Origin of the sequence: Pseudomonas sp. PLMAX, from assembly GCF_046042685.1 — a bacterium.
GTDB lineage: Bacteria > Pseudomonadota > Gammaproteobacteria > Pseudomonadales > Pseudomonadaceae > Aquipseudomonas > Aquipseudomonas putida_AE.
The window spans coordinates 4,301,685-4,326,982 of sequence record NZ_CP064949.1; the positions used below are offsets into that span (position 1 = coordinate 4,301,685).

Annotated in this window: 24 protein-coding genes, 1 tRNA gene and 1 pseudogene; 10 read left to right on the plus strand and 16 right to left on the minus strand. The window is 58.1% G+C overall.

The features are described 5' to 3' along the window. Window positions 1-31: 31 nt before the first annotated feature. Window positions 32-775, plus strand: a pseudogene (locus DKB71_RS19570) (FUSC family protein); the annotation flags it as partial. A gap of 5 nt (window positions 776-780) precedes the next feature. Here DKB71_RS19570 and DKB71_RS19575 read toward each other — a convergent pair. Continuing rightward, window positions 781-1,674, minus strand: a complete 894-nt coding sequence (locus DKB71_RS19575) for a DMT family transporter (RefSeq protein WP_323606410.1) — start codon at window positions 1,672-1,674, stop codon at window positions 781-783. A 136-nt stretch (window positions 1,675-1,810) separates the two neighbouring features. On the opposite strand from DKB71_RS19575, the gene DKB71_RS19580 reads away from it, so the two are divergent. Then, window positions 1,811-2,248, plus strand: a complete 438-nt coding sequence (locus DKB71_RS19580) for an Lrp/AsnC family transcriptional regulator (RefSeq protein WP_007987480.1) — start codon at window positions 1,811-1,813, stop codon at window positions 2,246-2,248. A gap of 66 nt (window positions 2,249-2,314) precedes the next feature. Here the strand turns inward: DKB71_RS19580 and DKB71_RS19585 are convergent, their stop codons facing one another. Next, window positions 2,315-2,986, minus strand: a complete 672-nt coding sequence (locus DKB71_RS19585; RefSeq protein ID WP_034147218.1) for a Bax inhibitor-1/YccA family protein — start codon at window positions 2,984-2,986, stop codon at window positions 2,315-2,317. 123 nt (window positions 2,987-3,109) lie between these two features. On the opposite strand from DKB71_RS19585, the gene DKB71_RS19590 reads away from it, so the two are divergent. Beyond that, window positions 3,110-3,197: transfer RNA gene (locus DKB71_RS19590), tRNA-Ser, on the plus strand. 471 nt (window positions 3,198-3,668) lie between these two features. Here the strand turns inward: DKB71_RS19590 and DKB71_RS19595 are convergent. From DKB71_RS19595 to DKB71_RS19620, 6 genes are all read right to left on the minus strand, one after another. Beyond that, window positions 3,669-4,526, minus strand: coding sequence for a hypothetical protein (locus DKB71_RS19595; RefSeq protein ID WP_408596765.1), 858 nt, complete (start codon window positions 4,524-4,526; stop codon window positions 3,669-3,671). A 189-nt stretch (window positions 4,527-4,715) separates the two neighbouring features. Further along, a complete protein-coding gene (locus DKB71_RS19600; RefSeq protein ID WP_408596767.1) occupies window positions 4,716-5,099 on the minus strand; it encodes a nuclear transport factor 2 family protein in 384 nt (127 codons plus the stop codon). A 72-nt stretch (window positions 5,100-5,171) separates the two neighbouring features. Continuing rightward, window positions 5,172-6,407, minus strand: coding sequence for an MFS transporter (locus DKB71_RS19605; RefSeq protein WP_408596769.1), 1,236 nt, complete (start codon window positions 6,405-6,407; stop codon window positions 5,172-5,174). Between the two features lie 115 nt (window positions 6,408-6,522). Beyond that, complete coding sequence (locus DKB71_RS19610; RefSeq protein ID WP_408596771.1) at window positions 6,523-7,146, minus strand: malonic semialdehyde reductase; 624 nt, start codon at window positions 7,144-7,146, stop codon at window positions 6,523-6,525. A gap of 23 nt (window positions 7,147-7,169) precedes the next feature. After that, window positions 7,170-8,165 (minus strand): 2,4,5-trihydroxytoluene oxygenase, encoded by a 996-nt coding sequence (locus DKB71_RS19615; protein WP_077182778.1) that lies wholly within the window; start codon window positions 8,163-8,165, stop codon window positions 7,170-7,172. 190 nt (window positions 8,166-8,355) lie between these two features. Further along, complete coding sequence (locus tag DKB71_RS19620; RefSeq protein WP_408596773.1) at window positions 8,356-9,222, minus strand: fumarylacetoacetate hydrolase family protein; 867 nt, start codon at window positions 9,220-9,222, stop codon at window positions 8,356-8,358. A gap of 234 nt (window positions 9,223-9,456) precedes the next feature. Between DKB71_RS19620 and DKB71_RS19625 the strand changes: the two genes are divergently transcribed. Further along, window positions 9,457-10,077 carry a TetR/AcrR family transcriptional regulator gene (locus DKB71_RS19625; RefSeq protein WP_408596775.1) on the plus strand — a complete coding sequence of 207 codons (621 nt, stop codon included), beginning with the start codon at window positions 9,457-9,459 and terminating at the stop codon, window positions 10,075-10,077. Here the strand turns inward: DKB71_RS19625 and DKB71_RS19630 are convergent. Then, window positions 10,074-10,814 (minus strand): GntR family transcriptional regulator, encoded by a 741-nt coding sequence (locus DKB71_RS19630; protein ID WP_408596777.1) that lies wholly within the window; start codon window positions 10,812-10,814, stop codon window positions 10,074-10,076. The genes DKB71_RS19625 and DKB71_RS19630 overlap by 4 nt on opposite strands. A 172-nt stretch (window positions 10,815-10,986) precedes the next feature. Here DKB71_RS19630 and DKB71_RS19635 point away from each other — a divergent pair, with 172 nt between their 5' ends. From DKB71_RS19635 to DKB71_RS19655, 5 genes are all read left to right on the plus strand, one after another. Next, window positions 10,987-11,820, plus strand: a complete 834-nt coding sequence (locus DKB71_RS19635) for a fumarylacetoacetate hydrolase family protein (protein WP_408596779.1) — start codon at window positions 10,987-10,989, stop codon at window positions 11,818-11,820. Window positions 11,821-11,905: 85 nt separating this feature from the next. After that, window positions 11,906-12,844 carry a VOC family protein gene (locus DKB71_RS19640; protein WP_408596781.1) on the plus strand — a complete coding sequence of 313 codons (939 nt, stop codon included), beginning with the start codon at window positions 11,906-11,908 and terminating at the stop codon, window positions 12,842-12,844. Window positions 12,845-12,884: 40 nt separating this feature from the next. After that, on the plus strand, window positions 12,885-14,651 hold the full coding sequence (locus DKB71_RS19645) for an FAD-dependent monooxygenase (protein ID WP_408596783.1): 1,767 nt from the start codon (window positions 12,885-12,887) through the stop codon (window positions 14,649-14,651). Between the two features lie 135 nt (window positions 14,652-14,786). Further along, complete coding sequence (locus DKB71_RS19650; RefSeq protein ID WP_408596785.1) at window positions 14,787-16,145, plus strand: outer membrane beta-barrel protein; 1,359 nt, start codon at window positions 14,787-14,789, stop codon at window positions 16,143-16,145. Window positions 16,146-16,213: 68 nt separating this feature from the next. After that, on the plus strand, window positions 16,214-17,458 hold the full coding sequence (locus tag DKB71_RS19655; RefSeq protein WP_408596787.1) for an MFS transporter: 1,245 nt from the start codon (window positions 16,214-16,216) through the stop codon (window positions 17,456-17,458). 133 nt (window positions 17,459-17,591) lie between these two features. Here the strand turns inward: DKB71_RS19655 and DKB71_RS19660 are convergent, their stop codons facing one another. The 6 genes from DKB71_RS19660 to DKB71_RS19685 all read right to left on the minus strand — a co-directional run bounded on the left by DKB71_RS19660 (window position 17,592) and on the right by DKB71_RS19685 (window position 23,444). Then, window positions 17,592-18,518 carry a transporter gene (locus tag DKB71_RS19660; RefSeq protein WP_408596789.1) on the minus strand — a complete coding sequence of 309 codons (927 nt, stop codon included), beginning with the start codon at window positions 18,516-18,518 and terminating at the stop codon, window positions 17,592-17,594. A gap of 23 nt (window positions 18,519-18,541) precedes the next feature. Next, on the minus strand, window positions 18,542-19,966 hold the full coding sequence (locus DKB71_RS19665; RefSeq protein ID WP_408596791.1) for an OprD family outer membrane porin: 1,425 nt from the start codon (window positions 19,964-19,966) through the stop codon (window positions 18,542-18,544). 61 nt (window positions 19,967-20,027) lie between these two features. Beyond that, complete coding sequence (locus tag DKB71_RS19670) at window positions 20,028-20,966, minus strand: pirin family protein (protein WP_408596793.1); 939 nt, start codon at window positions 20,964-20,966, stop codon at window positions 20,028-20,030. Between the two features lie 151 nt (window positions 20,967-21,117). Further along, window positions 21,118-21,744: an isochorismate family cysteine hydrolase YcaC gene (ycaC, locus tag DKB71_RS19675; protein WP_408596795.1), complete on the minus strand. Its 627-nt coding sequence runs from the start codon at window positions 21,742-21,744 to the stop codon at window positions 21,118-21,120. Between the two features lie 76 nt (window positions 21,745-21,820). Next, window positions 21,821-22,501 carry a hydrolase gene (locus DKB71_RS19680; protein WP_408596797.1) on the minus strand — a complete coding sequence of 227 codons (681 nt, stop codon included), beginning with the start codon at window positions 22,499-22,501 and terminating at the stop codon, window positions 21,821-21,823. A gap of 76 nt (window positions 22,502-22,577) precedes the next feature. After that, a complete protein-coding gene (locus DKB71_RS19685; protein ID WP_408596799.1) occupies window positions 22,578-23,444 on the minus strand; it encodes a pirin family protein in 867 nt (288 codons plus the stop codon). A 111-nt stretch (window positions 23,445-23,555) separates the two neighbouring features. Here DKB71_RS19685 and DKB71_RS19690 point away from each other — a divergent pair, with 111 nt between their 5' ends. After that, a complete protein-coding gene (locus tag DKB71_RS19690) occupies window positions 23,556-24,458 on the plus strand; it encodes a LysR substrate-binding domain-containing protein (RefSeq protein ID WP_408596801.1) in 903 nt (300 codons plus the stop codon). A gap of 267 nt (window positions 24,459-24,725) precedes the next feature. Here the strand turns inward: DKB71_RS19690 and DKB71_RS19695 are convergent, their stop codons facing one another. Beyond that, on the minus strand, window positions 24,726-24,956 hold the full coding sequence (locus DKB71_RS19695; protein WP_274075888.1) for a hypothetical protein: 231 nt from the start codon (window positions 24,954-24,956) through the stop codon (window positions 24,726-24,728). Window positions 24,957-25,298: the final 342 nt, after the last annotated feature.

Genomic DNA, 25,298 nt, shown 5'->3' on the forward strand with positions numbered 1-25,298 from the left:
GCAAGGGTTGGCTTGGATGTTTTGACACACTCTGGGCCTGCCGTGGCTGACCTATTTCGCCATGGCGGTGGTGTGCGGATTTTTCTCGTACCACGCCATCGGCAAAGGCGGCTACACCGCGCTGCTGGCCGGCATTACCGTCTTCATCGTCGCCGGCCATGGCGACAATCCAGTCTCCGACGGGCTGTGGCGCGGGGTCGACATCCTGATCGGCATTGCCTTGGCCCTGGCGTTTTCCTTCGCCCTGCCGCTCTATGCGGTCTATTCCTGGCGCTACAACCTGGCGGACGCCCTGCGAGATTGCGCGACGCTCTACGGGCGCATCATCAGCGGCCAATCGGTGACGGCCGACGAACACCTCAAGCTGATGGGCCGCCTCAACACCGTGATGGTGCAGCTGCGCTCACTGATGCCATCGGTGTCCAAGGAAGTGAAGATTTCCATGACCGAACTCGATGCCATCCAGCGCCAACTGCGTCTGTGTGTCAGCACCCTGGAGATACTGGGCAACACCCGGCCGGACGCCAGTGACCTGCAAACGGTATTGAAAGCGGAGCATCGGCTGATTCGCGTGCAATTGATCGGCATGGCTCGGGCGCTGAAGTCCGGCGTCACCGAGCGGCTGAACCGCCCCATGGCGTTACCGGTCGTCAGTCTCGAAGCACCGGTGTACAACGCCCTGGACGGTTACCGTTTATTGACTGAGCAACTGGCCGCCATCATCGGCGATATGCGCCAGCGCCTGGCCAGGACCGCGCCGAACTGGAACATCTGACGGCTTCATGGGGTCACTGTGCGCCGGAATTTCAAACTCCAGCCCTGCTGCATGCCGGCAGCGGCCAGCAGAATCGCGGCAACCCCAATCCATTGCAGCGGTTCCAGGCGATGGCCGAAGGCAAACCAGTCGACGAAGATCGCCGCAATCGGGTAGATGAACGACAGCGCGCCGGTCAGCGCCGTCGGCAGTTTCTGGATCGCGCCATACAACAACACATACATCACGCCGGTGTGCACGATGCCCAGCGTCACCAGGCTGCCCCACTCGCCCGGTGCTTGCGGCAACGCGGAGAAATGCGCGAATGGCGCGAGCAGCAGCACGCCGGTGCTGACCTGGATCAGCGCAATCAGATGCGGTGGCGTCCCGGTCAGGCGCTTGATGATCAACGCCGCGATCGCGTAAAGGAACGCTGCCCCCAGCGCCAGGACAATGCCGATCAGGTACTGGCTGCCGCTTTCGCCCTGCCCGCCATGGGCACTGACGATCGCCAGCATCCCGAGAAAGGAAACCGCCAGCCAAGCCAGTTTCTGCAGGGTGATTTTTTCGTTGAGAAACAGCGCCGCCAGCCCCACCAGCATGAACGGCTGGACGTTGTAGACCGCCGTCCCGATGGCAATCGAGGCCCGGGAATAGGAGGCGAACAACAGCACCCAGTTGCCGACAATCGCCACACCGCTGAGCACCGCCAGCAGGAAGGTGGTGCGGGTCAGGATGTCTGCCCGCAAAAAACCGAAGGCCGCGCAAATCAACAGCAAGGTGCCGGCGCCGAACAGGCAGCGCCAGAACACCACATCCAGCACCGGTTGCCCGGACACCAGCACGAACCAGCCGATGGTTCCGGAGATCAGCATGGCGGCGGTCATTTCGAACGAGCCGCGACGTATCGAGTTGTCCATCATCAGACTCCTGTGATTGATGGGCAAAGTATGCCAATCGACCGGGGCGCTGCTCCAGTGCAAAAAGCAGGCTAAACTTCGAATCTGCCTTTTATGCGAAGGCGATTTTACAAAACTGCCTAATTGAGGTTTCGCCATGACCGATGACATCGACCAGGTGCTGATCACCGCCTTGATGGAAGACTCGCGACGTTCGCTCAAGGCCCTGGCGCAGATCAGCGGCCTGTCCTCGCCCAGCGTCGCCGAGCGCCTGCGCCGTCTCGAGGAACGCGGTGTGCTTAAGGGCTACACCGTGGAAATCGACCCGAAGTGTTTCGGTTATCAGCTGCAGGCCATCGTGCGCATCCGCCCGCTGCCCGGCCAGTTGCAGGAAGTGGAACGGCAGATCATGGCCATCCCCGAGTTCACCGAGTGCGACAAGGTCACCGGCGACGACTGCTTCATCGCCCGTCTGCATGTGCGCTCGATGGAACAACTGGACACCCTGCTCGACCGCCTCAACACCCACGCCGAAACCAACACCGCCATCGTCAAGAAAACCCCGGTCAAGCGCCGCCTGCCGCCAATGGCATAGCCGCCGGTACAGAAGCCGAACGTAAAAAAACCCGCCGAAGCGGGTTTTTTCAATCATGGCTGGCGATCAATCATCGCGGCTCATGATGCCAAACAGCTGCAACAAGCTGATGAACAGGTTGTAGATCGATACATACAGGCTGATGGTAGCCATGATGTAGTTACGCTCGCCGCCGTGGATGATGGCGCTGGTCTGGAACAGGATGCACACCGAGGAGAACAGCACGAAGCCCGCGCTGATCGCCAGTTGCAGGCCGCTGATCTGGAAGAAGAAGCTCGCCAGCGTCGCACCCAGCAGCACAAAGAAGCCCGCCGTGATGAAACCGCCGAGGAAGCTCATGTCCTTGCGGGTGATCAGCACATAGGCCGACAGACCGCCGAACACCAGGGCCGTCATCGCAAACGCCGAACTCACGACCTCTGCACCGCCCTGCATGCCCAGGTAACGGTTGAGGATCGGGCCGAGCAGGAAGCCCATGAAACCGGTCAGGGCAAAGGCGGACACCAGGCCCCAGGCGGAATCACGAAGCTTGTTGGTGAGGAAGAAAAGGCCGTAGAAACCGATCAGCACCACGAAGATGTTCGGGTAGCCGACACGCATCTGCTGGGCGACAAACGCCATCACGCCGCTGAATGCGAGGGTGAGAGCGAGCAAGCCGTATGTGTTGCGCAGGACGCGGCTAACCTCTAGCTGCTCAGCCTGCACGCTGTTATTAACTGCGTAATCCTGTTCGCGCATGGCGACACTCCTGTTGGTTTGAAACGTTCAGTCGCAAAGATCATAACAGACGCCCTGTAACAAGCTATGCAGAGAGTTTGACAGTGTGTTTCATTCAGGTATTATGGCGCCCGCAACACAAACGGAGGTGTGGCCGAGTGGTTTAAGGCAACGGTCTTGAAAACCGTCGACTGTAACAGGTCCATGAGTTCGAATCCCATCGCCTCCGCCATATTTGATACGACAAAGCCCTGATTATTCAGGGCTTTGTCGTTTCTGGCTTTTTTTAAAAAACCTACCAGCCCATACCTCTTGGCATACCAAGGATCGGAGGAGCATTCCTCTTTTTAAGCGTAGAGACCTAGGGCTCGCCTTTCTGCTTCAGACAAGCTGATAACTCCGGCCTCAAAAAACTGGTTTTTAAAACGTGCAAAAAAGCATGCCCCCGCATCTTCCAAGGGGTTTCGCAAAGACAGGGGAGCATCTGCTCCGACCTATGTGTGTATCTGGACCTGCGCCGCTTGCCCGAGCCGAACGCAGACTCGCGAGCTCGGCAGCTGCTACAAGGGATATTTTCGAACTTGAAAAAAAGGCGCCACCAGGACGCCTGAAACCGCTTCCCAACCATGGGAGCAAAAAGGAAGCGGTACTGCCTGGTTACCGAACGCGCTGAACAGGATTCGCCCGCACTATGCAAGTCGGCTCAGAAGTGCCACTCCAGATGCACGGTCGGTGCATAGGTGTCGGTTCCCGGTTTGTGGATCGCTCCATATTTGTGTTTCCAATACTCGTAGCCCGGTCCGATCAGCAGTTTGTTCTTGCTGCCAAAAGTCATTTGCCCCACATCGACCATCAACGAAGCCCGAACCAGGCTTTCCTCGGCGGTGTCCTGTTTAAAGTAATCCTTACCCTTCTGCGTCTTGTAGCTGGCGAAGCCCTGAAACTTGAGCGGCACGCTGCCCATCTGAAATGGGAAACCCCACACCATGTGCAGCACGTAGTAAGGATCAAACTGAATGTTCTCGGTCAGGCAAGCGTTCAACCCGCAATGGTTCCACTCCATGGCGTAAAGCAGGCTGATGTCCAGGTAGCCGGGTACGTCGAACTTGAGTGTCGGGCCCACCACCAGCATGCGCTTACGGGTGGCGAACTCAGTATTCTTGTAGTTGAGTTCGACCCCACTGCTCAGCGCCACTTCCTTGACCGGACCGAACGTCATTGAACGGTCAAAGACCTTGCTCAGAAAGAGTTGATGGCGATAGACCAGGTAGCCTTCTGTCGCGCCGGAGTCACTGTCCTTTTTCGGGTCATTACTGTCGGACTTCAGAACGTCCAAATTGAAGAAGTTGGCCCCCGTGTCATTGCCGCTGACATGGCCCAGTTGATAGATTTCCTTCTGGACCTTGCCCCGCACGCTGGGTTCGGTGAAGTCGGTACCATAGCGAAACCCGACAAAGGTATCGCTCCAGTCCTTGGCGCTTGCGCTGGTCGTGGCCAGGCTCATTGCGCCAGCAGCCAGTAGTGCCTTGAAATACGTTTTTTGTAGTTGTTGTACGTACATGGTCAAGATTCCAATGAGTTCAGCCGTGTGTCGGCAGCATCAACAGTGCTTCCAGGGCCATGGATTTCAGGCACGAGCGTGCCGTGCCCGCTTAGCCATAACGACCGGGATCAAACGATCAAATGCACTGTCAGTGACTGAAAAACTGTGGGGCGCAGGCCATGAAACAGCTGCGCGTTCAAACCAACTTCAAGCTTTGGAGTATCGAGTGGACTGCCAGGCCATCATTTGCCAGCCCGCGTCCCCTTCTCTCCAGACGCTCATATAGCGCGAGTTCAATAGCGTGGGCTCACCCCGAATAATCACATCCATATCGATCAGCCCGGTGATCACGGCGCAGGCCCCCACCCTGCGAATGTGCTCTTGCCTGCTTTCGAAACTTCGATAAATCCAGATCCCTGCGCGCATCCCCTGGAGATACCCTTTCTTGCTATCGCTCTTGCCATCGGAGTGGCTATAGGTGAGATCGTCGGTATAGATGCCTTCCAGAAAGTCCATGTCCAGGTCGATCATTGCCTGACGACGGCGCGCTTCAAGTGCTTCGATGTGTTGCTTTACCTGTGGCTCTAACATGCATAAAACTCCGTGCTTGGCAGTTGATCGCGCGTACGCACAAAAGCGGAACAACCGGATGAGGAAGCTCGACTACGAATGACTGGTTTCCAGTGGCGCACCCTGTGCTGGATTTGCCTGGGGGATTTGCGCATGGGGCATGAAGAACATGGTGATCGTGCCAAGGGCAAAGAAGCCTGCGCAGACCAGCAGCCCCAATGCCAGGCTGTAACTGGTGGCAATGCCACTCAGCAGTAAGGGCGCAAATGCCGCCAGGCCGCGGCCGAAGTTGAAGCAGAAGCCGGCACCAATCGTGCGTACCCGGGTGGGGTAAAGGGCGCTGAAGTAGGACGCGAACAGGCTGGCAAAGGCATAGAAGAAGGCATAGACCGGCCCCAGCCAGAACAGGATGGCGTTCTGTGTGGTCAGCGCATAAATCGACAGCATGACGGCACTGCCCAGCAGCGAAAGCAACGTAGCGTTTCTTTTGCCGATGTGGTCGGCAATGAAGCCGAACGCATTGATCCCGATGAAAGCACCGATGTTCATGATCGCCATGAAGGTGGCCATCATGCCGATGTTCAGGCCCCGCTCCTGCACCAGGTAAGTCGGCAACCAGGTGCTCGCGCCCCAGAAGCCGATGACTGCGCAACTGGCTGCCAGGGTACCCAACAGGGTAAGCCGCAGCAGTTCAGGGGAAAAGATTTCGCTGACCGAAACGCGCCTATGCAGTTTGGGGTTGGCAAGGTTCCTGGCTTGCTGCTCTTGCCATTCCCGGGATTCAGGCACAAAGAAAAAGAGGTACGCCACAGGGATCAGCGTCGAGATACCCGCCACCATGAACAGCGTCTTCCAGTCCGGCAGGTAGCTTGCCGCAACCATTGCCGCGATGGCGGCACCGACCGGGAAGGAACTCAGCACAAAACCGGTCGCTCTTGCACGCTGGTGCGCAGGCCAGGTCTCCGTCACATAGGCCGAGACAATTCCCCAGACACCCCCCAGCCCTAATCCGGAAAGGAAGCGAAGCAGCAGGAGCAATGCCCAGCTGTGAGTCATTGCAACCAGAGTGGTCAGTACACCAAACACAATCAGCGACAGGAGCAGTGCCTTGCGTCGACCAAAGTTATCCGAGTACCAGCCGGTGGTGATGCTGCTGAAACCAATACCCAGCAGTGTCGCTGAAGCGAGCATACCGGCCTCGTTGAAGCTCAGGCCAAGATCCTGACGGATCACCGGCAGCGCGATGGTCAGCAGGATGATTTCCATGGCGTCGAACAGATACGCCAGGAAACCACCGACAAGCACATGCCATTTCGAAATGGATTTCATCGTGGTTTTCCTTGTTTTTGTTGTTGTTTTGCCAGTCCGATTGATCGGGCGCGATGAGCCGCAGCGCGAATCAATCAGGCTGGAGGATTTGCTTGTTTACAGGGTGGGTGGAGAGTTACAGCAGCGTGCAGGCCTCCTCGAAACCGAGGCGAGGACTTCGCGAAAACAGCTTGGCGGGATCGCCATAACCGAGGTTGCAGAGGAAGTTCGACTTGACCTGCATGCCCGGGAAGCTGGCTGCCTGGCCGTTATCGGCGGCGAAGAATGCCCTGTCGACCTGTTCATGGTCGAAGCCGGACATCGGCCCGCAGTCCAGCCCCAGAGCGCGCGCAGCGAGGATGAAGTAGCCGCCTTGCATCGAACTGTTGCGTAGCGCTGTGGACTCGATCAATTCCGGCTGCCCGGCGAACCAGTCGCGCACGCCGGGGTTGTGTGGAAACAGCTTGGGCAATTGCTCGTGGAAGCGTGTGTCATAACCGATGATGGCGGTCACCGGCGCACTCAACGTCTTTTCAACATTGCCGGCGCTCAATGCCGGCAGCAAGCGTTGCCGGGACTCGGCGCTGCGCAAAAATACGATACGTGCAGGGCAACCGTTGGCGCTGGTCGGCCCCCAGCGCACCAAGTCGTAGAGTGCTTTGAGCGTGTCATCGCTCACGGGCTGATCGAGCCAGCCGTTCTGGCTTCGGGCCTGCCGAAACAGCAGGTCAAGTCCCTGTTCTGTCATTGCTTTGCTCATGGCATCTGTCCTGTCGGTATTGATCAACTGCGCCGCTGGCGGGATGCCGCAGTACGGGGAGCTGTGTCCTGCGTTTGGCATTTACCGCCCAGGAAATACTCCACCGACATGGGCGGCCCCCACTGATAGAGACTGTCGTCGCAGGCTTGGGTGAAGCCCGAAGGTGAGTCCTGATTGAACAAGTCGCCGTCGGTGAAATGCTCGATGAGGTTGCCGGACGGGTCACTCCAGTAATCGAAGATCTGGCTGCCTAACACATGCCGGCCAACCCCCCAAAACGGCGACCAGCCTTGCTGGGTCATCCAGGCATGTCCCAGGCATTGCGCGTCGAAGTCTTGAACCTCGTAGGACACGTGATGGACAAAGTCCTTTTCCGCCTGGAACAGTGCAATGGTGTGATGGTCGGTCCATGCACTCCCACGATTCAATCGCAGGAAGGCCGCTGCCGGGCAGTCTCGATTGGGTTCTTCAACCACCAGATCGGAGGGCAGCATGCCAAGCACCTGCTTGTACCAGTCCAGGTGCGCGACCATGTCCTGCACGCCGATTGCCGCATGGCCGAGACGCAACACTTGCGCGGCGCCTTTATTGGGCCGTTGCACATCACCGAAGCGCTGTTTCTCTTGCGCCGAATTGAGGGTCAACGCCGCGCGCAGGGTTAACGAACCCACCGGTTCAATGCCGTGGACCAACTCGATACGGCGGCCGGACGGGTCGTGCAGCACGACGCATTGCCCACCTCCGGGACCATCCAGTGCGTGGATGGCGGATGCACCAGGCAGCTGTGTTGCCTGATGCAGGTCGTCGAGACGCTCGACGGCGAACGCAATGGCGCCAAAGCTGCTGTGTTCGGATTTCTCGGCGATATACACATAGGGCAGCGAACAAGCGCCACGCAGGTAAAGCCGTCGTTCGGTTCGGTGCATGACGACCAGACCGAAATCAGTCAGGAAGCGTTCGATCACCGCGAGATCGGGATGACGGTAGACGACGTGGTTGATGTCTTTTATCTGCAACACGATAGTTCCTCCACGGCCGCTTCCAGAGTGCTGTCTCTAAAAACGGGCCGTCAGCAAAAATCAAGGCGGCCGGGTCCGTGAACTGCAAAGCAATTCGCAAGAAAGGTGGCCACCATGAATCGGAGAATCAGCGGTCGACCCAGTCGGGGCGGTTACTCCGCTATCTCGAAAGTAAGGCTGACGCCTGGCTTCAGGCCGGTGATTGTTCGTCGGCGATCAGATTGCTCAGCGTGCCGAGCCCTTCGATCTCTACGGTGCACAGATCGCCAGGTTTCATGAACAGTGGCGGACGACGCGCCCAGCCGATCCCCGCCGGCGTACCGGTGACAATGACGTCACCGGGCTCCAGGGTGACCGCTTCACTGAGGATGGAAATCAGGTCGACGACGCTGAAGACCATGTCGGCGGTGTTGCCCTGCTGCACGATTGCCCCATTGAGGCGCGTCACCAGATTCAGGCCGCTTGCCCCTGGTGGTAGTTCGTCGGCACTGACGAAGGTCGGGCCAAACGCGCCGGTGGCATCAAAGTTCTTGCCAATCGTCCATTGCGGCGATTTGAACTGGTAATCACGGATCGAGGCTTCGTTGAAGATCGCATAACCCGCAACATGTTCCAGAGCACGATCCTTGGTGATGTGTCGGCCACCGGTACCGATGACGACCGCCAGTTCACCCTCGAAATCCAGTTGCTCGGAGATACGGGGACGAATGATGGGTTCGCCATGGCCAACCAGGCTCGAGGCGAAGCGAGGAAAAAACGTTGGGTAGGAAGGCTGCTCGTACGGGCTTTCCCTGGTGTGATCGGCATAATTCAGGCCGACACAGACAATCTTGCCCGGACGTTCGAGAGGTGGCAGGTAACGTATGTTCGACGGATCAAGCAAACGCGCATCGCTCAAGCGCTCATGGGCGGCTTTCAATGCGCCCTCGCCTGCCGCGAGCAGGTCATGGAGCGAGCCCGGGTAGCCGGCTTGGTTTTCGTTCAAGCCGCGCAGAATGCCCGCTTGCTCAATACCCAGGCCTTTGGAAGTGCCCTCTACGAATTGTACAAAACGCATGATCTGTACCTCTATTGTTCTTATGTTTTTCGTAATGGTACGGTACGTTACCGTACCCTTGTGACGAAAGGTGCACCCAAAAGAAAAACTGGTCAAGAGTGCTGAACCCCTTTTTTATAAATTTTTTGCCTGATTGATGCGCACGATGGATGTCTGCGCGGCTGGAAGGCATACCTGGAGCGGCGTAGGCTATGGCGAACTTCGCAACGTACTTTTCAGGAATACCCGAACCACATGGAATCCCCTACCCCCAAACAGGCAGCAAAGCGTCAAGGCATTCTCAAAATAGCGACCGACATGTTCCTCACGGATGGGTACTCAGGGGTCAGTGTCGACGGACTTATTGCGAAAACCGGCGGATCAAAGCGCACGATCTATAGCTACTTTGGCGGCAAGGAGGGCTTGTTTTCGGCGATTATCGAGCAGCTCTGTGCGGAGAACGTCAGCCCCCTCACCCACATGGATCTCAAGCAAAAGCCCTTGGAGGAAGCCCTGTCGAGCATTGCGAAGATCTTTCTGGATGTTGTGCTATCGCCTCGCACCATCGCCCTGCACCGCCTGATTGTTGCCGAAGCGCTACGTGCTCCGGAGGCGGCGCAGTCGTTCTTTGACGCAGCACCGGCGACGGCTTATAACTGCCTGGCCGAGTACTTCAAATGGGCTGAAGAAGCCGGGCTGATCACGCCAGGCAACGCCCATACCCGCGCGAAGATTTTCCTCGATGCGCTGACAGGCGACCTGCAATTGCGTTGTTTGCTCGGGCTTGGCAAGTGCCCTTCGAAATCGGAAAGGGAGCACCTGATCACAGAGACCATCTCCATTTTCATCAAAGGGTTGTTGCCGATAGAGCGCTAGGAGATCTTCCGGTTTTTCAATGCCGAACCCGCGCTGCCCTGAAGCAACTCATGGCTCAGGACCCGCTGAGTGGTTTCTTCATAGTGTGCAGAAAGAATCTCACAGGCCGCCTTGATGTCCTTGCTCAAAGCCGCGTCAAGCAGGCTCTTGTGCTCTCCCCTTACGTCGCGTGACTCACTGTCGGCGTAATGCATGGAGAGCAGGCGATAACGCGCCGTCTGGTCGCGCAGCGTTGCGGCAAACCGCAACAGCCAGGATGAACCGCAGCTGGACAACAGCGCTTTGTGAAAGGCGTCGTGGGCGAGTTCCCACTCAGGTTTAAGCAGACGCTCCGCCCCCTCGATGACAGGCAAACGATCCAGGCGATGATGCGCGGCGATCACCCTGCTCTCCCACTCCACATCGCCCTGACTGATCGACAAGGCCAGCGCCCTGCACTCGATGTGCAGTCGTGTGTCCGTGATGTCACGGATCTCCTGAGCGGAGATGCGGCCAACACTGAAGCCTTTCTGGTCCTCGGCATCGACGAATCCCGTCGCCGCCAACCGCGATAGCGCCTCGCGCAAGGGAATCACCCCTGCGTCATAGAAGTCCGCCAGCTCCTTGAGCCGCAATCGGCTACCGGGCATCAGCCGCCCGTTGATGATGTCCTGACGAACGCGCACTTCCAGCTGCGACGCCATGGTGCGCTTCTCGGGAGCCTCGCTTCCATCAGGCCATTGTTCGGGTTGATTCATGGAAAAACATCATCCTGCGACGGTCGTGACCAAATCATACACAGGGCTACGATTAATAGAAAATAACCAGAAAATATATTTTATTGTTGACGGTATATTTTTATGGCGTTAGCTTTTTATCCAACAAGCCAACGCCTTCTGGCGGCTCTAACCACAACAAGAGGTTCCCCGCATGCGATACGTATTTTTCAATCATCAAGGCCGCGCCGTGCTTGGCGTTCGCACTGCCGATGGCGTCAAAGTGCTGGGTGAGGAGACGCTGGAATCACTGCTCGAACGTGGTGTGGATCTGGGCACCTATGGTGCAAACGCCCAAGGCCCGAGTGTCGAAATCGGTGAGCAGGACTACCTGCCGTTGATGCGCAAACCGGGAAAAATCATCTGTGTCGGCTTGAATTACGCCGATCACACCAAGGAGTCGCCCTACGCTCAGCCGGACTACCCGACACTTTTCCCACGCTTCAACAGCAGCCTGACGGCCCACAACAAACCGCTGATCCGTCCAAAAATATCCGACACCCTGGACTACGAAGGCGAAATGGCCGTGATCCTGAAAAGCGGTGGTCGCCATATTCCAAAAGACCAGGCGCTTGAGCACGTCGCTGGCTATGCCCTGTTCAATGAAGGTTCGGTACGCGACTACCAGTTCAAGTCGCCGCAATGGACCGTGGGCAAAAACTTCGACGACACCGGTGCATTCGGGCCGGACCTGGTCACAGCCGACGAACTGCCTGCCGGCGGTAAGGGCCTGCTGCTGGAGACTCGGGTAAACGGTAAGGTCGTCCAGTCAGCTAACACCGAAGACATGCTCTTCGATGTGGCGACTGTCATTTCAACGCTCAGCGAAGCTGTGACGCTGCAAGCCGGCGATGTGATTGTCAGTGGCACTCCGGCCGGCGTGGGTTTTGGCATGAATCCCAAGGTTTACCTCAAACCCGGTGATGTGGTCGAGGTGTCGATCGAAGGCATTGGCAAGCTGGTCAATCCCGTGATCGACGAAGCGTAGTGGTAAAAACAGGCCATGCCGACCCGCATGGCTCGACAACAAGAAAGCGGCCCGATGCAGGCCGCGACAGTTGGAGGAATACGTAATGACCTTGTTAGACAAGGCATTGGACGGTTCGCCCCGCCCGTTGGGGGTCCACTCTCTGGACCATTACGCCCTGGATGTGCCCTGCCTGGCAACCGCCCGGGACTTCTACACCTGCTTTGGCCTGGATGTCCGCGAGGAAGCCGGTACGCTGGTGCTGCGCACCTTCGGTGATCCGCACCCCTGGGCTTACCTTTACAAAGGCCCTGGAAAAAAGCTGCGGCACATCGCCTTCGGAGCCTATGCAGCCGATCTGAGGGCTTTGCAGGAACAAGTAACGTCAGAGGGCTGCGAAGTATCGCCGCTCGCCGACGAAGGATTCCGGTTTGTCGCCCCGGATGGCACGCAGGTCCTGGTGCGGCTTGCTGCCAAGGTCACGCCCGATAGCAAACCCGCCGTCAGTTTTGAAAGCTGCGCCGGTGGCGAGCGCGGTTCACCCTATCGCCGTCATGCGCCGCAAGTCCGGCCACGACGTTTGTCACACATCATGCTGTTCACCCCGGACGTGGCGCGGACCATCGAGTTCTACGAACGGGCACTGGGTCTTCGCCTGTCGGACCGCTCGGAACACATCGTCGCCTTTATGCATACGGTTCACGGCGCCGACCATCACACCGTTGCCTTTGTGCAATCAGAAGCCATCGGCTTCCACCACTGCAGCTGGGACGTCGCGTCCGTCAACGAGGTGGGCCTGGGCGCCATGCGCATGGCCGATCAGGGCTGGAAGCAAGGATGGGGCTTCGGCAGACATGTGCTGGGGTCCAACTATTTCTACTACGTCCGTGACCCATGGGGCAGCTATAGCGAGTACTCCTGCGACATCGACTTCGTCCCGGCGGGTATCGACTGGCAAGCCGGAAACCATCCACCCGAGGATTCTCTGTACCTCTGGGGGCCGGATGTGCCCGACGAGTTCGTCGTCAACTACGAAGTTCAGTGAACCGGTCCGTTACACAAGAAGAAGATTGCGGAGCAACGATATGAACCAGCAAAACTCTACCGAAATCCTTGAAGTACCCGTATTGATCGTGGGCGGAGGGCCTGCCGGTCTCGCCGCCTCGCTGCTGCTATCGCGCTATGGCATCAAAAGCCTGCTGATCAACAAATATCGCTGGACCGCCAACAGCCCACGGGCGCACATCACCAACCAGCGCACCGTCGAGGTATACCGCGATGCCGGTGTTGAAGCCTCGGTCGTCGCCGCCGCCACGCCGCATGAGTTGATGGCCAACAATGTCTGGGCCACCAGTTTTGCGGGCCAGGAACTGGGTCGCCTGTTGACCTGGGGCAACGCCATCGAGCGCAAGTCCGACTATGAGACGTCCAGCCCCTCGGCGATGTGCAACATTCCCCAGCACGTGCTTGAGCCGATCATTGCCAATGAAGCGTTGCGAGCGGGTAGCGAGATGCGCTTCAACAGCGAACTGCTCGACTTTACCCAGGATGCAGACGGCGTCACCGCGCGCGTCCTCGATCGCACCGTGGGCCACGAGTATCAGGTTCGCACCCAGTACATGATCGGCGCTGACGGGGCGCGCAGTCGTGTGATGGAACTGCTCGGAATACCCCTGGAAGGTGAAATGGGCCTGGGTTGCGCGGTCAATGTCTGGCTGCGCGCCGACCTGCGCCGTTACTGCGAGACGCGTCCCGGCGTGCTGTACTGGATGGTCCAGCCGGGCAACGACTACTGGGTGGGCAGCGGCACCTTCATCTGCGTAAAACCATGGACCGAATGGGTGATGCTCTATATGTACGATCCCGCCCAGGGCGAGCCGGACCTGAGCGAAGAGGCCATCATCGAGCGCGCTCGACGGGTGATTGGCGACGCTGAAATCCCTGTCGAAATCCTCTCCACCAGCAAGTGGCAGATCAACCATGTTGTCGCCAACCGGTATTCCCAGGGGCGGGTGTTCTGTGCGGGCGATGCCGTGCACCGCCATCCACCGGCCAATGGGCTGGGCACAAACACCTCGGTGCAGGACGTGTACAACCTGGCCTGGAAGCTCGCCATGGTGCTCAATGGCGCGGCCGGTCCCGGCTTGTTGGACAGCTACAACACTGAGCGCCAGCCAGTCGGCCGGCAGGTCGTTGACCGAGCGATGGGCAGCGTGCGCAACATGCTGCCGATTGCCAATGCCCTCGGCTTCAAGCCAGGCCAGAGCGAAGAAGAAGGCTGGGCCAGCCTGGGTGAGCTGTATGCCGAAAGCGAAGTCGGTCGCGAGCGCCGCGCCGAGCTGAACCAGGCTATCGCCCTGCAGAACTATCAGTTCAATTGCCATGGCGTGGAACTGGGCCAGCGCTATCGCAGCTCGGCGGTCATCGATGATGGCAGCGAACAACCGGCCTATACACGAGACCGCGAATTGTATTACCACGCCACCATCTGGCCCGGCGCGCGCTTGCCCCATGCCTGGCTGCATGATGCGCAGGGTCGGCGGATGTCGACGCTGGATATTTGCGGCAAGGGCCGTCTGACCCTACTCACCGGTCACGGCGGTGGGGTCTGGAGCCAGGCCGCCGAGGCTGCAGCTCGTGAGCTGGGCATCGAGTTGCAAGTAAGGCGTATCGGTATCGGCCTGGACTACGCCGACAGCTATGGCGACTGGGCTCGCTTACGCGAAATTGAAGAGGACGGCTGCCTGTTGGTGCGTCCCGACAATCACATCGGCTGGCGTGCACAGAGCGCCAGGCATGCCAATGGGACGGTCCTGCTCGACGTGCTCAAGAGCCTGCTCGACCGCCGTTAGTCCTTTACATCCTCTGAACGCATGAACGTTCGCGCGGGCCGGAAACGGCCCGCCACGGGCCTCGTCTGCCCGTAAAACAAGCATGCGCAACGGCTTTCGCGTCCCCCGCAATAACAACAATAAAAGAGGCTGGTCATGTTGAACATCGGCAAAAAAATGCTCGGTGCGGGTTTGCTCGCCCTCGCATCACTGCATGTGCAGGCGCAAGAACAGGAAAAGGGTGAAGGCTCGCTGGTACGCAGCCTTTTCGGTCCAAGCCTGGAGCAGGATTATGGAATCAAGGTCTCAGGGCTGATCGACATCGGTTACGTGCGCAACAATCGTTCGACCAGCGATGAGCGCGACGATGGCCTGAGCAACCTGCCGCTGACCGGGTACTCGGACGAGGGCCTGGAACTGGCCTCGGTGCATCTGTTCATCGATAAGCCGCTGGTTGCCAACGTTATCCCCCGCGTCACCCCTCTGCCGGGGCCAAGCCCTCAGGAGTTCTCCTTTGGTTTCAGCATGGAAAGCCTCTACGGGCGCAACGGGCAATTCGCCCGCACGTTCGGCTGGGATATGCACTGGGATGCCAATTCGCCCGGCGACGACAACCCCGACTCGGCCAAGCGCCACAAACAGAAGTTCGTCGCCACCCCCAACCTGTTTGCATTGATGTACATGCCCTACGGTCCCGGCGTGAGTCTGATCGCCGGCATTTTCGGCCCAGCCATCGGCTACGAGATTCCCCCGAACATTCGTGAGGCACGCAACCCGTTCGCCAGCAAGACCTACGCCTTCGTCACCGAGCCCAGTACCGTGTCCGGCGTCCTCGCCAGTACCCGTCTTTTCAGTGGCGACAGCGGACTGCTGGGTGCCGAGCTGGGAGTGGTGCAAGGCTGGAACAACCTGCGCGACAACAACCATGGCAAGTCGCTGATGGGCGCCCTGCGTTGGCGTACCGCCGATATGAGCACTTGGGTCGACTACGAGTTCATGGTTGGCGACGAAGAGAACCACAACGTCGATGACGTACAGGCGCCCACCGCACGACTGATCTCACCCCACGGTCAGCTTCGCCAACAGCACTCGCTCAATGGTTGGCATGCTTTCGATAAGCAATGGTCGATGGGCGCCGAGCTGGTCTACGGCCGACAGTCCGGCGACGGCAAAACCGATACCGTGGACATCGTCACCGGACCGGGCTTCGACGGTGCTTCCTGGTGGGGCGTCAACAGCGTGCTGACCTACCAATCACGCCCTGACTTGGCATTCTCGCTGCGCGGTGAACACTTTCGCGACCATGACGGTTTTGTGCTGTTCCCCACCAGCACAGCGCGAGGCGATTTCAATGCCTTGACCGTCGGCCTGCGCTGGGACGTCAGCAAAAACCTCAGCCTGCGCCCCGAGTTGCGATACGACTGGTTCGAGCCGCTTGATCACGATCGCATATACGGCAACGGCCGCGACCGTACGCAAATGACCGGGCTGGTCGAGGCACTGGTCTATTTCTAACCCTTCCATTGGGCGCCGGCGGCTGTCGGCGTCATGTCCACCCATGCCCGCAAGGGCGGAGAACTGCCATGAATAACAAGAAATGGGACTCAGCTTACGAATGGAAGGCCGTCGCGCTGCTCGCGCTGGGTTTCGGTCTGGTCGGCCTGGATCGCTTCATCATTCTGCCGCTGTTCCCAGTGATGATGCGTGATCTCAATCTCAATTATCAGGACCTCGGCAACATCTCTGCGGTGCTGGCGCTCGCCTGGGGGATTTCCTCGATGTTCATGGGGCGACTCTCCGACCGGATCGGTCGGCGCAAGGTGATCATCCCCTCGGTGATCATGTTCTCGTTGCTGGCCGGTTTGTCCGGGCTGGCCACCGGTGTCGGTGCACTGCTGCTGATCCGCGCAGTCATGGGCGTGGCCGAGGGTGCCTTCACGCCGACCTCTATCGCCGCTACTGCCGAGGCGTCGCATCCTCGTCGGCTCGGCATGAACATCGGCATCCAGCAGGCCTTTTTCCCCCTGTTGGGTCTCGGCCTGGCACCGATCGTAGCCACTCAACTGTTGCTGATCGTGCCGTCCTGGCGCTGGGTATTCGTGCTGGTGTCGGTGCCCGGATTTCTGATCGCCTGGTTGCTTTACCGTGTACTGCGCGAACCTCGCGAGACTGCGGCGACGGTGCAACAGCTAGCGGTTCCCGGGACTCGTTGGACGACGGTGCTGCGCCAACGCAATGTACTCCTCAACATCGCCTGCATGTTCTGCATGCTGACCTGCCTGTTCGTCAGCTCGGTCATGCTGCCCAACTATCTGACGGATTACCTGCATATGGGCATGCAGCAGATGGGGTTCGTCATGTCGGCCATCGGTTTCGGTGGTTTCTTCGGCATGGTGGTGATGCCTGCCCTCTCCGACCGTCTGGGGCGAAAACCTGTTGCGCTGCTTTCTTGCCTTGCCACGGGTTTGGCACTTTGGCTGATGATTCAAACGGGGGCTGAGCCAGTAAAGCTATTCCTGCTTTTGTTCGCGACCACCTTCTTTAATTTCAGCATGATCTGCATGACTGTGGGCCCGCTCACCAGCGAGTCGGTGCCTCCGGCGCTGGTCTCTACGGCTACGGGTCTGGTCGTCGGAATCGGGGAGGTATTCGGGGGCGGTGTTGCGCCGGCGTTAGCGGGTTACATTGCCCAGCACCACGGTATTGAAAATACGCTCTATCTGGCCCTGAGTGGTGCGGTGCTGGGCCTGGTCGTTGCATTGTTCCTGCGTGAAACGGCACCTCATCGCGTCATGTCGAAAACCAAAGCCAACGCGCAAGCGGCATAACCAGATCAGGTCCTTTCGCGAGCCATGCACAGCAAATGCATGCCATCGCCCGGAGCCACGAACGCCGGGCGATGTTTTTTATCTCAAACCCTCATGGCAACAACGGCAGTGGCCACAAGCCGCTGTCTCCTCGTTAAAAGGTATTGAGATACCTGAGCGTTAACTGAGTCCCTTCAGAGCGATTTTCAGCACCGCTTTCAAAATACAGGTTGGCAAACAGGGTCTGCTTGCCTTGCCTATACATCACACCCGGCCCTATGCCCACGACTTGTTCCCGAGAGTCTTTCTGCCGATGTCCGTCGATCCGGTCATCGCTGATCTGCTTGAGTTGGTAGCCGGCCACCCCTACCCGCCAGGTATCGGATACGGCATAGGAAACCGCCAGATTGCTGTGGATCGCCTCGCCCGGCTGGATGCTGCCTGCCTCTGATGCGGACACCGGATCGTTGTTGCGACTTGACCATGCATAGTGGAAACGACCACTCACTTCCAGGCGGTCAGTCAGCTCCCAGGTGAACACGTAGTGGGGGTTGAAGACCCAGACATTGCTGCCGGTGTTAATGTCCGAATTGGCACTATAGGAACCCGTCGGCAACGAAAAAACAAAATTCAGCCGCTGCCAGTAAGGCCTGCCGAGTACCGAACGCGGAGCCCACTGTAACAGCAGCGGGCTGATAACCATATCGCCTTGCCTGGTACGACTGCCGTCAGGCCCGTGGTCGATATCCAGGTCCAGATGCACGAGTGGCAATAGCACTTCCGCACCATAGTTTGCCCCCAGAACAGTGTTGGAACTGATGTAGGCAAAATGCGGAAGCACGGTCGTGCTGCGGACTTTTTGCGATCCCGGTATGGAGTGGCCTTGAGCATCGTTCGCCGAGTTGCTGCGATAGATCTGCGTGGGCAATTCGAAGAGCATCCCCGGGCCGGACACACCGTCCATGAAGCTCGCATTGCCTAATGCCAAAGGCGGTAGACTGACGCTATCGGCCTCGCTCGGTGAACAAACAAAAAACGAGCTGATACCGAGTGCCTTGATTAACCCTGCCTGCTGTCGCATTTCCTGCCTTCTTACGCTACTTGCTAAAAAATACTGAACGGATAGTCCACAATCACGCGGTACTCATCGGCGTTCGAATTGCCCCGGGTGTTACCCGGAGCCGTGTAGCCGTCACCCGTGCGGTGCGCGGCCCAACGCAGGGTCAGGTTCAACCCCTTGGCCTTGCCGTCGGGCACTGCATAACGCAGCGCGACGTCGCGCTCCCAATGGCGAGCATCCTTTCCGGAAGCGTTGTAGATGTAGCCATACCCTGTACTCGCCGGATCCACACGGGTCAGGTCGGCTTCGCCTCGGGTATAGGAAGTGCTGAACTGGACATTCGGTGCATCCAGAAACTTCAGGCTGGTCTGGTATTGAAGCTTCCAGGACTTCTCCCCCGGCGCGTTGAAGTCGGCGTACTGCTGAGAATTGCTCAAGTAGAGAAACGACCGATCATCCTGTGCGACGTAATCGAAGGGCGTGTTGCTATCGACTTTTTGCAGGCCCAGGGTCAGGCTTTGGCCAGCGCCCGACAGCGTAAGGCCGCTGCTGTAGGTGTCATTGTCGATACTACCGAGCTGACTACGGCCCTGATCGCGGGTTTTGAAATAGTGCAGATAGGGCGTCACCGTCAGCACCCGGGTTAGCTTCAGTGGCCAGCTCACTCCCGCGTAGTACTGATTCCAGATATCGCTCAACTGCCCGCCATAGAGCGTCACCGTTATGGCGCCCGGCACACTGTAAACACCCCCGAGCCAACCCATGTGCGGGCTTTCACGGTCGGCAGGCACCCCCGCCTTGTCGCTCGCGCCATAGCTGGTGACCAGATGGCTTTGACCACTCTGATTACGCAAGCGAGTGGAATCGATCCAGCCGGCATCAAGGGTCAGGTCCGGCACGCTGTAGTTTTTTAACGCTACGCCACGGAAGGTCTGAGGAAACACCCGGCTGACTCCACCGGCAATCACCGGGTTCTCAAGGTATTGATCGCCCGCCTGGAGCAGACTGTCAAAGCCCCTGAACTTCAACGCTGCGCCGGCCGCGGAAAAATCCGATTCCGGCTCTCTTTTGGTATTCACCGGAAGCAGTCCGGCACCTCCGCTGCCCCCTCCGCCATCCAGTTTGAGCCCATAAAACCCATGAACATCAACACCGACGCCGATGGGCGTATCGGTATAACCGGAGCGAAAGGACAGGTACGCACCTTGTACCCACTCACGCTGGTCAAGCCTGGCGGGCGTGTCGTGGTTATCGCGACTGAAGTAGTAGTTTCGCAACAGTCCATTGAGCGAAGATCCACTGACAAAGCCGGCCGGCACCGCCATTTCTGCCTTTTGTCGATCATTGATTCCGCTACTGAGGTTATCCCGTTGACCCAGCGAGTTATCCGCGCAGGTGTTCCCCGTGGCCAGCAACAGCCCAAGCGAAATCGGGACTCCCAGCAGTCGTTTCAACGAATCGGCCATCATCTCTGCTCTTGCTTGTTGTCGATGTTTTCGAGCAAATCTCTGGCCCGGAACATCACACGCATTACCATGGCAACCGCGGCGCGATTAGACGCTCTCCGTCAAAACCCTCTACCTCACCAAAGCGCTCCAGGTCCCAACTGTTCCACGCCTCAAGGGCCTGGCCGATTTCCTGTTTGCTGTGGGCGACGAAATTCCACCACAGCTGTATTTCTTCGGCAAAAGGTTCGCCACCCAGCAGCAAGGCACGCGCCCCCTGTGTGGATGACAACTCAATCTGATTGAGGCCGCGTCCCAGGTAGGCCAGCTCATTGCTGTCAAACGTCTGGCCGTTGATGGTGAACGTGCCCTCCAGCGGCAGGATGCCGTATTCGAACCGCGGTTCCACGGCCAGTCGAATCGAAGCGGCGCCCCGACTCGACAGATCCAGCCCCACAAGCGGCGAATAGATCCGGCTCGGGGCGGTGCGACTGGCGAAGTTCCCCGCCAGCAGAGTGATCTTCACACCGCCCTCATCCCAGGCAGGCAAGTCCGGATAGTGCTCGAACGCCGGAGCACAGTTCGCATCGCCTTCCGGTAAGGCAATCCACAACTGTGCAGCGTGAAGATGGTGCTCGTCAGGCAGCGACTCTTCGGTGTGGGTGATACCTCGCCCGGCGGTCATCAGGTTGATCTGGCCTGGGCGGATGATCTGGACGTTGCCCAGGCTATCGCGGTGCAGCACCTCACCCTTGATCATCCAGGTGAAGGTCTGCAAACCGATATGCGGATGGGGGCCGACGCGCAGGCCGGCTTTTTTTTCAAACACCGCAGGGCCGGCATGATCGAGAAAACACCAGGCGCCAATCATCCGTCGTTGCCGCGAGGGCATCAATCGGTTGACGGTGATCCCGCCACCGACTTCGGCGGAGCGCGCAGTGATTCGCTGAATCGCTTTAATGCCCTCTTCCGGCGGGCAATCCGACGACGAGGACAACTGACATTGGGACTCTTGATTGCTCATTGTTATCTCTCCTGCGGTCAAGCGGAGTCCTTGAGGATCCAGACATAAAAAGCCTCAAGCAAACGCCATCGACTGAAACAGGCCCCGACGGATCAGGGCCTGTTCAACACTTGAAAAGGCCACTGATGCTGACATGGCCTCTGGCTCGGACTTATTTGTCGGAAGTCAGTTGGGTGTAGCTGGTGATCAGGTTGCGATAGTCCGGGATGTGGTTGGAGAACAGCGTCCCCAGCCCTTCGATGTCGTTGCGCCAGTCACGGTGCAGCTCGCAGGCCAGACCGAACCAGGTCATCAATTGTGCGCCGGCAGACGACATACGGTTCCATGCGGAATCCCGGGTCAAGGCGTTGAACGTGCCGGATGCGTCGGTCACCACAAACACCTCAAAACCGGCCTCAATCGCCGACAGCGCCGGAAACGCCACGCAGACCTCGGTCACCACACCGGCGATGATCAGTTGCTTTTTGCCCGTGGCCTGGATGGCCTTGACGAAATCCTCATTGTCCCAGGCGTTGATTTGCCCTGGGCGCGCAATATAAGGCGCGTCCGGGAACAAGGCTTTCAACTCCGGCACCAGCGGACCGTTCGGGCCGGTTTCAAAGCTGGTCGTGAGAATGGTCGGCAGTTTGAAATACTTGGCCAGATCGGCCAGCGCCAACACGTTGTTCTTGAACTTGTCCGGATCAATGTCGCGTACCAACGACAGCAAACCGGTCTGATGGTCGACCAGCAACACAGCCGCTTGATCTTTATCGAGACGCTTGTAGGCAGTGGACATTTTCATTCTCCAGGTGACAACGGAAGCCCCGATGGCCTCCACTGATGAGGGTGAACTCCCCTCATGTTGGATTCAGTTACTTGCGCTGGGAGTCCAATACTTCTTGGTTGCTCACCACCGCTTGAGCCTTCATGTAGCTTTCGATCAGCAACTGATAGGCCGGGAAAATTTTGGTGTAAACCTCAGCCCACTGCTGTGCGTCGTCGCGGTTCCAGCTTTTTTGCAGCTCAGACGCGACAGCGCCGGTATCCATCGGGACCACACCTGCCTGCACCACTCGCGCGAGCGTAATTTCCTGGGCCATTTTGGTGTAGGTACCGGAAGCATCCACCACAGCGAAGACCTGATATCCGTCATATACGGCACTGATGGAAGGGAAGGCCATGCAGACGCTGGTGATGGTGCCGGCAATGATGAGTTGCTTCTTGCCCGTGGCTTTGACGGCGCCGACGAAATCCGGGTTGTCCCAGGCATTGATTTCGCCCTTGCGCGCTACGTACTGGGCGTGTGGAGCATTTTCATGAATTTCGGGGATCAGCGGGCCGTTTGGGCCTTGTGGCACGGAGGCGGTGGTGATGACCGGAATCTTGGCCAACGTCGCCATCTTGGCCAACGCTGCTGCACGCAAACGAAGTTCTGGCATCGGCATATCGCCAACTGTCTGGAACAGACCACTTTGGTGGTCGATCAGCAGCATGGCGACATTGGATGGGTCAATGACGGGTCTCTGGTTGTTGAAATTAGCCGGGGTACTCATGGGGTTCTCCTTTGAGAAAAGACGGCTTGGCCGCCGATAGACCTTCGCACTGTCAACCAATGACACTCCGAAACAATCACGGAGGAATCTGTCCAAACTGGCCGCTGTCGAAGTCAGTGATGGCCTGTTCAATTTCCGCTTTGCTATTCATGACAAACGGACCTTGACCAACGATGGGCTCATCGATGGGCTCTCCACAGAGCAGGATCAGTTTCGAGTCACTACTGGCCTCCAACACTAGCTTGACGCCAGCAGGATCAAGCAGCGCCACCTGTGCGCACCGCAAAACTGTGCTGCCATTCAGACCAACGGCCCCGGTGAGCAGGACGACTGCACAGGTAAAGCCAGCCCTTGATTGCAGGGAAACACTCTTGCCTGCGTTCAGACGTATGTCCCATACATCCATGGGTGTGAACGTCTGAGCGGGGCCTTTGCGCCCGGCGAACTCACCGGCTACCACGCGTACTTGACCTGCACCGTCAGGCAGGCTGACCTGCACGATGTCGCGATTCGAAATCGTCTGATTTCGAGGCCCGGACATCTTGTATTTCGCGGGTATATTCACCCCCAGTTGAACCAACTCCAGTGTTCCACCGGTGCTACTGAAATCCGCTGAGTGATACTTCTCATGAAGTGCCCCGCCCGCCGCTGTCATCCACTGGACATCTCCGGGGCCGATCTTGCCGCCCGCACCCGTGGAGTCCTGATGCTCCAGCTCACCCTGATAAACCATTGTCACCGTTTCGAACCCGCGCTGCGGATGCTGGCCAGTCCCTCGCCTGTGTCGCGAGGCCGGGAAATCCGTGGGCTCTGCATAATCGAGCATTAAAAACGGGCTGATATGGCGCCCCAATATGCTGTACGTGAACAATGACCGCACAGCAAAGCCATCGCCCATCCAGTGCCGCTTGGGACCGCCGTAGATACCCAGAATCTTCTTCATGGAATCATCGCCTGTGATGAAGCCAAGCACATACCTTAGTTGCCGAACTTGGATATCGGTAGTCAGCGGATTAGACTTCACAGTCTCAAAAATGGAACAGTGAAACCAACCGTGATTGATCTCAACGAACTCTTTATCTACGCCAAAGTGGTTGAGCACGGTGGTTTCGCCCCTGCTGGCCGCGCATTGGACATACCCAAGTCAACGTTGAGTCGCCGGGTCAATCAGCTGGAGAGTCGGTTGGGGGTGCGGTTGATCCAGCGCTCGACACGGCAGTTTCAGGTCACAGACATTGGCCAGGCTTACTACCGGCATTGCGTGGCGATGATGGCCGAGGCGGAATCGGCAGAGGATGTGATTGAGCAGAATCGCTCGGAACCGCGAGGTGTGATCCGCTTGAGTTGCACTACGCCATTGCTGAACTTCTGGCTCGCCCCGGTACTGGGTCGGTTCATGGCGCAGTGCCCGTCGGTCGAGCTGTACGTGAAAAGTTATAACCGTCGAGTCGACGTCATCAGCGAAGGCTACGATCTGGCCCTGAGTCTGTGTTTTCCGCCGTTGGAGGACAGCGAACTCGTAATGAAAGTGCTGGCGAAAAGTCCGCAGGTACTGGTTGCAAGTCCGGCCCTTGTTCAACTTTTTCCTGATCTCGCGTTGCCGGCGGACCTCAGCGAACTACCCAGCGTGGCCTGGGGCACGGTTCAGTCGCATTACCACTGGCAACTAAACGGACCAACGGGTGAAACGGCTCAGGTCAGTCATTTTCCGCGCCTGGTAAGCGACGATATCGCCGTGCTCAAAAGTGCGGTACTCGAAGGCGTTGGCATGGCGGTGTTGCCGCTGACAACGATCAGTCAGGAGCTGGTTGATGGCCGTCTAATTCGATTGATTGAACGGTGGCAACCCGTTGAGGGCGTCATTACGGCAGTATTCCCGTCACGCCGAGGACTACTGCCCTCAGTGCGGGCATTGATTGATTTCCTTGCGAAATCGTTCGAGGGTCATCCTGCTTGATATGTAGTGGCAGCCCGATCGCTCTCTCGCTACTTCAAAGATTATCACTCTCGCGGATCCGGGTGGGCTGCGCGGGGACGCTGGTACGCTCACCACAGGTACCGGCTTCGCTTTGAGTGGTTTTGTGCAGTCTGGCGTCGCGCTGCAGAAGTTGAAAAGGTCGTCGATCTCGAGCAGATCCTACTGAACAAACATAAAAAATCCGATGCCAGAGATCCGGTATCGGATTTTCGGGGAAACCTGCTGCGATTCGAACGCATAAGAGCATTACGACACTTTGCTGAGCTGAGCTTTTTCGTCAGTCTCACGATCCGAGTAAGCTGAAGTCTTCTCAGTTTTGTGTGCGTTCTTGATGGCCTCTGCTTTCTCGACAACATCGCGTTGAGAAGCAATGGCCTTGCTGATCACATTTTTGAACACGCCCCGTTTCGTCTCTGGGGACGCATTGCAGAAAAATTCAGCCATAGGACTGGTTTTTCCGGTCTTAGCTGCAGTCATTTCTGTCGACCTCGGTTAGGAGCTTGATGAGCTCAACCTGATCATAGGTTTCAGGAAGCATAGCGTCAATCTGCTGCACATTCGACCCCTGCTGCCTCTACAGCGCCCCCGTGCTCTACGAAAAATCCTTGAAGAAAAGGTACTGGCCGTTTAATGGCCACCCCCACCGCAACCCCCTAGCCCCTTCTAAGGAAAACAAGCCGCCATATAGGGCATTGCCCTACAGACAGCAGTTTACCCACGTGGCTTAAATTCGCTCCCCAGCAAGGACGCATCCCAACCATACACTCGCACCAAAAAGGCAGCCGAGTACGATGCGTTATCTGATCTTCATCCTGATAG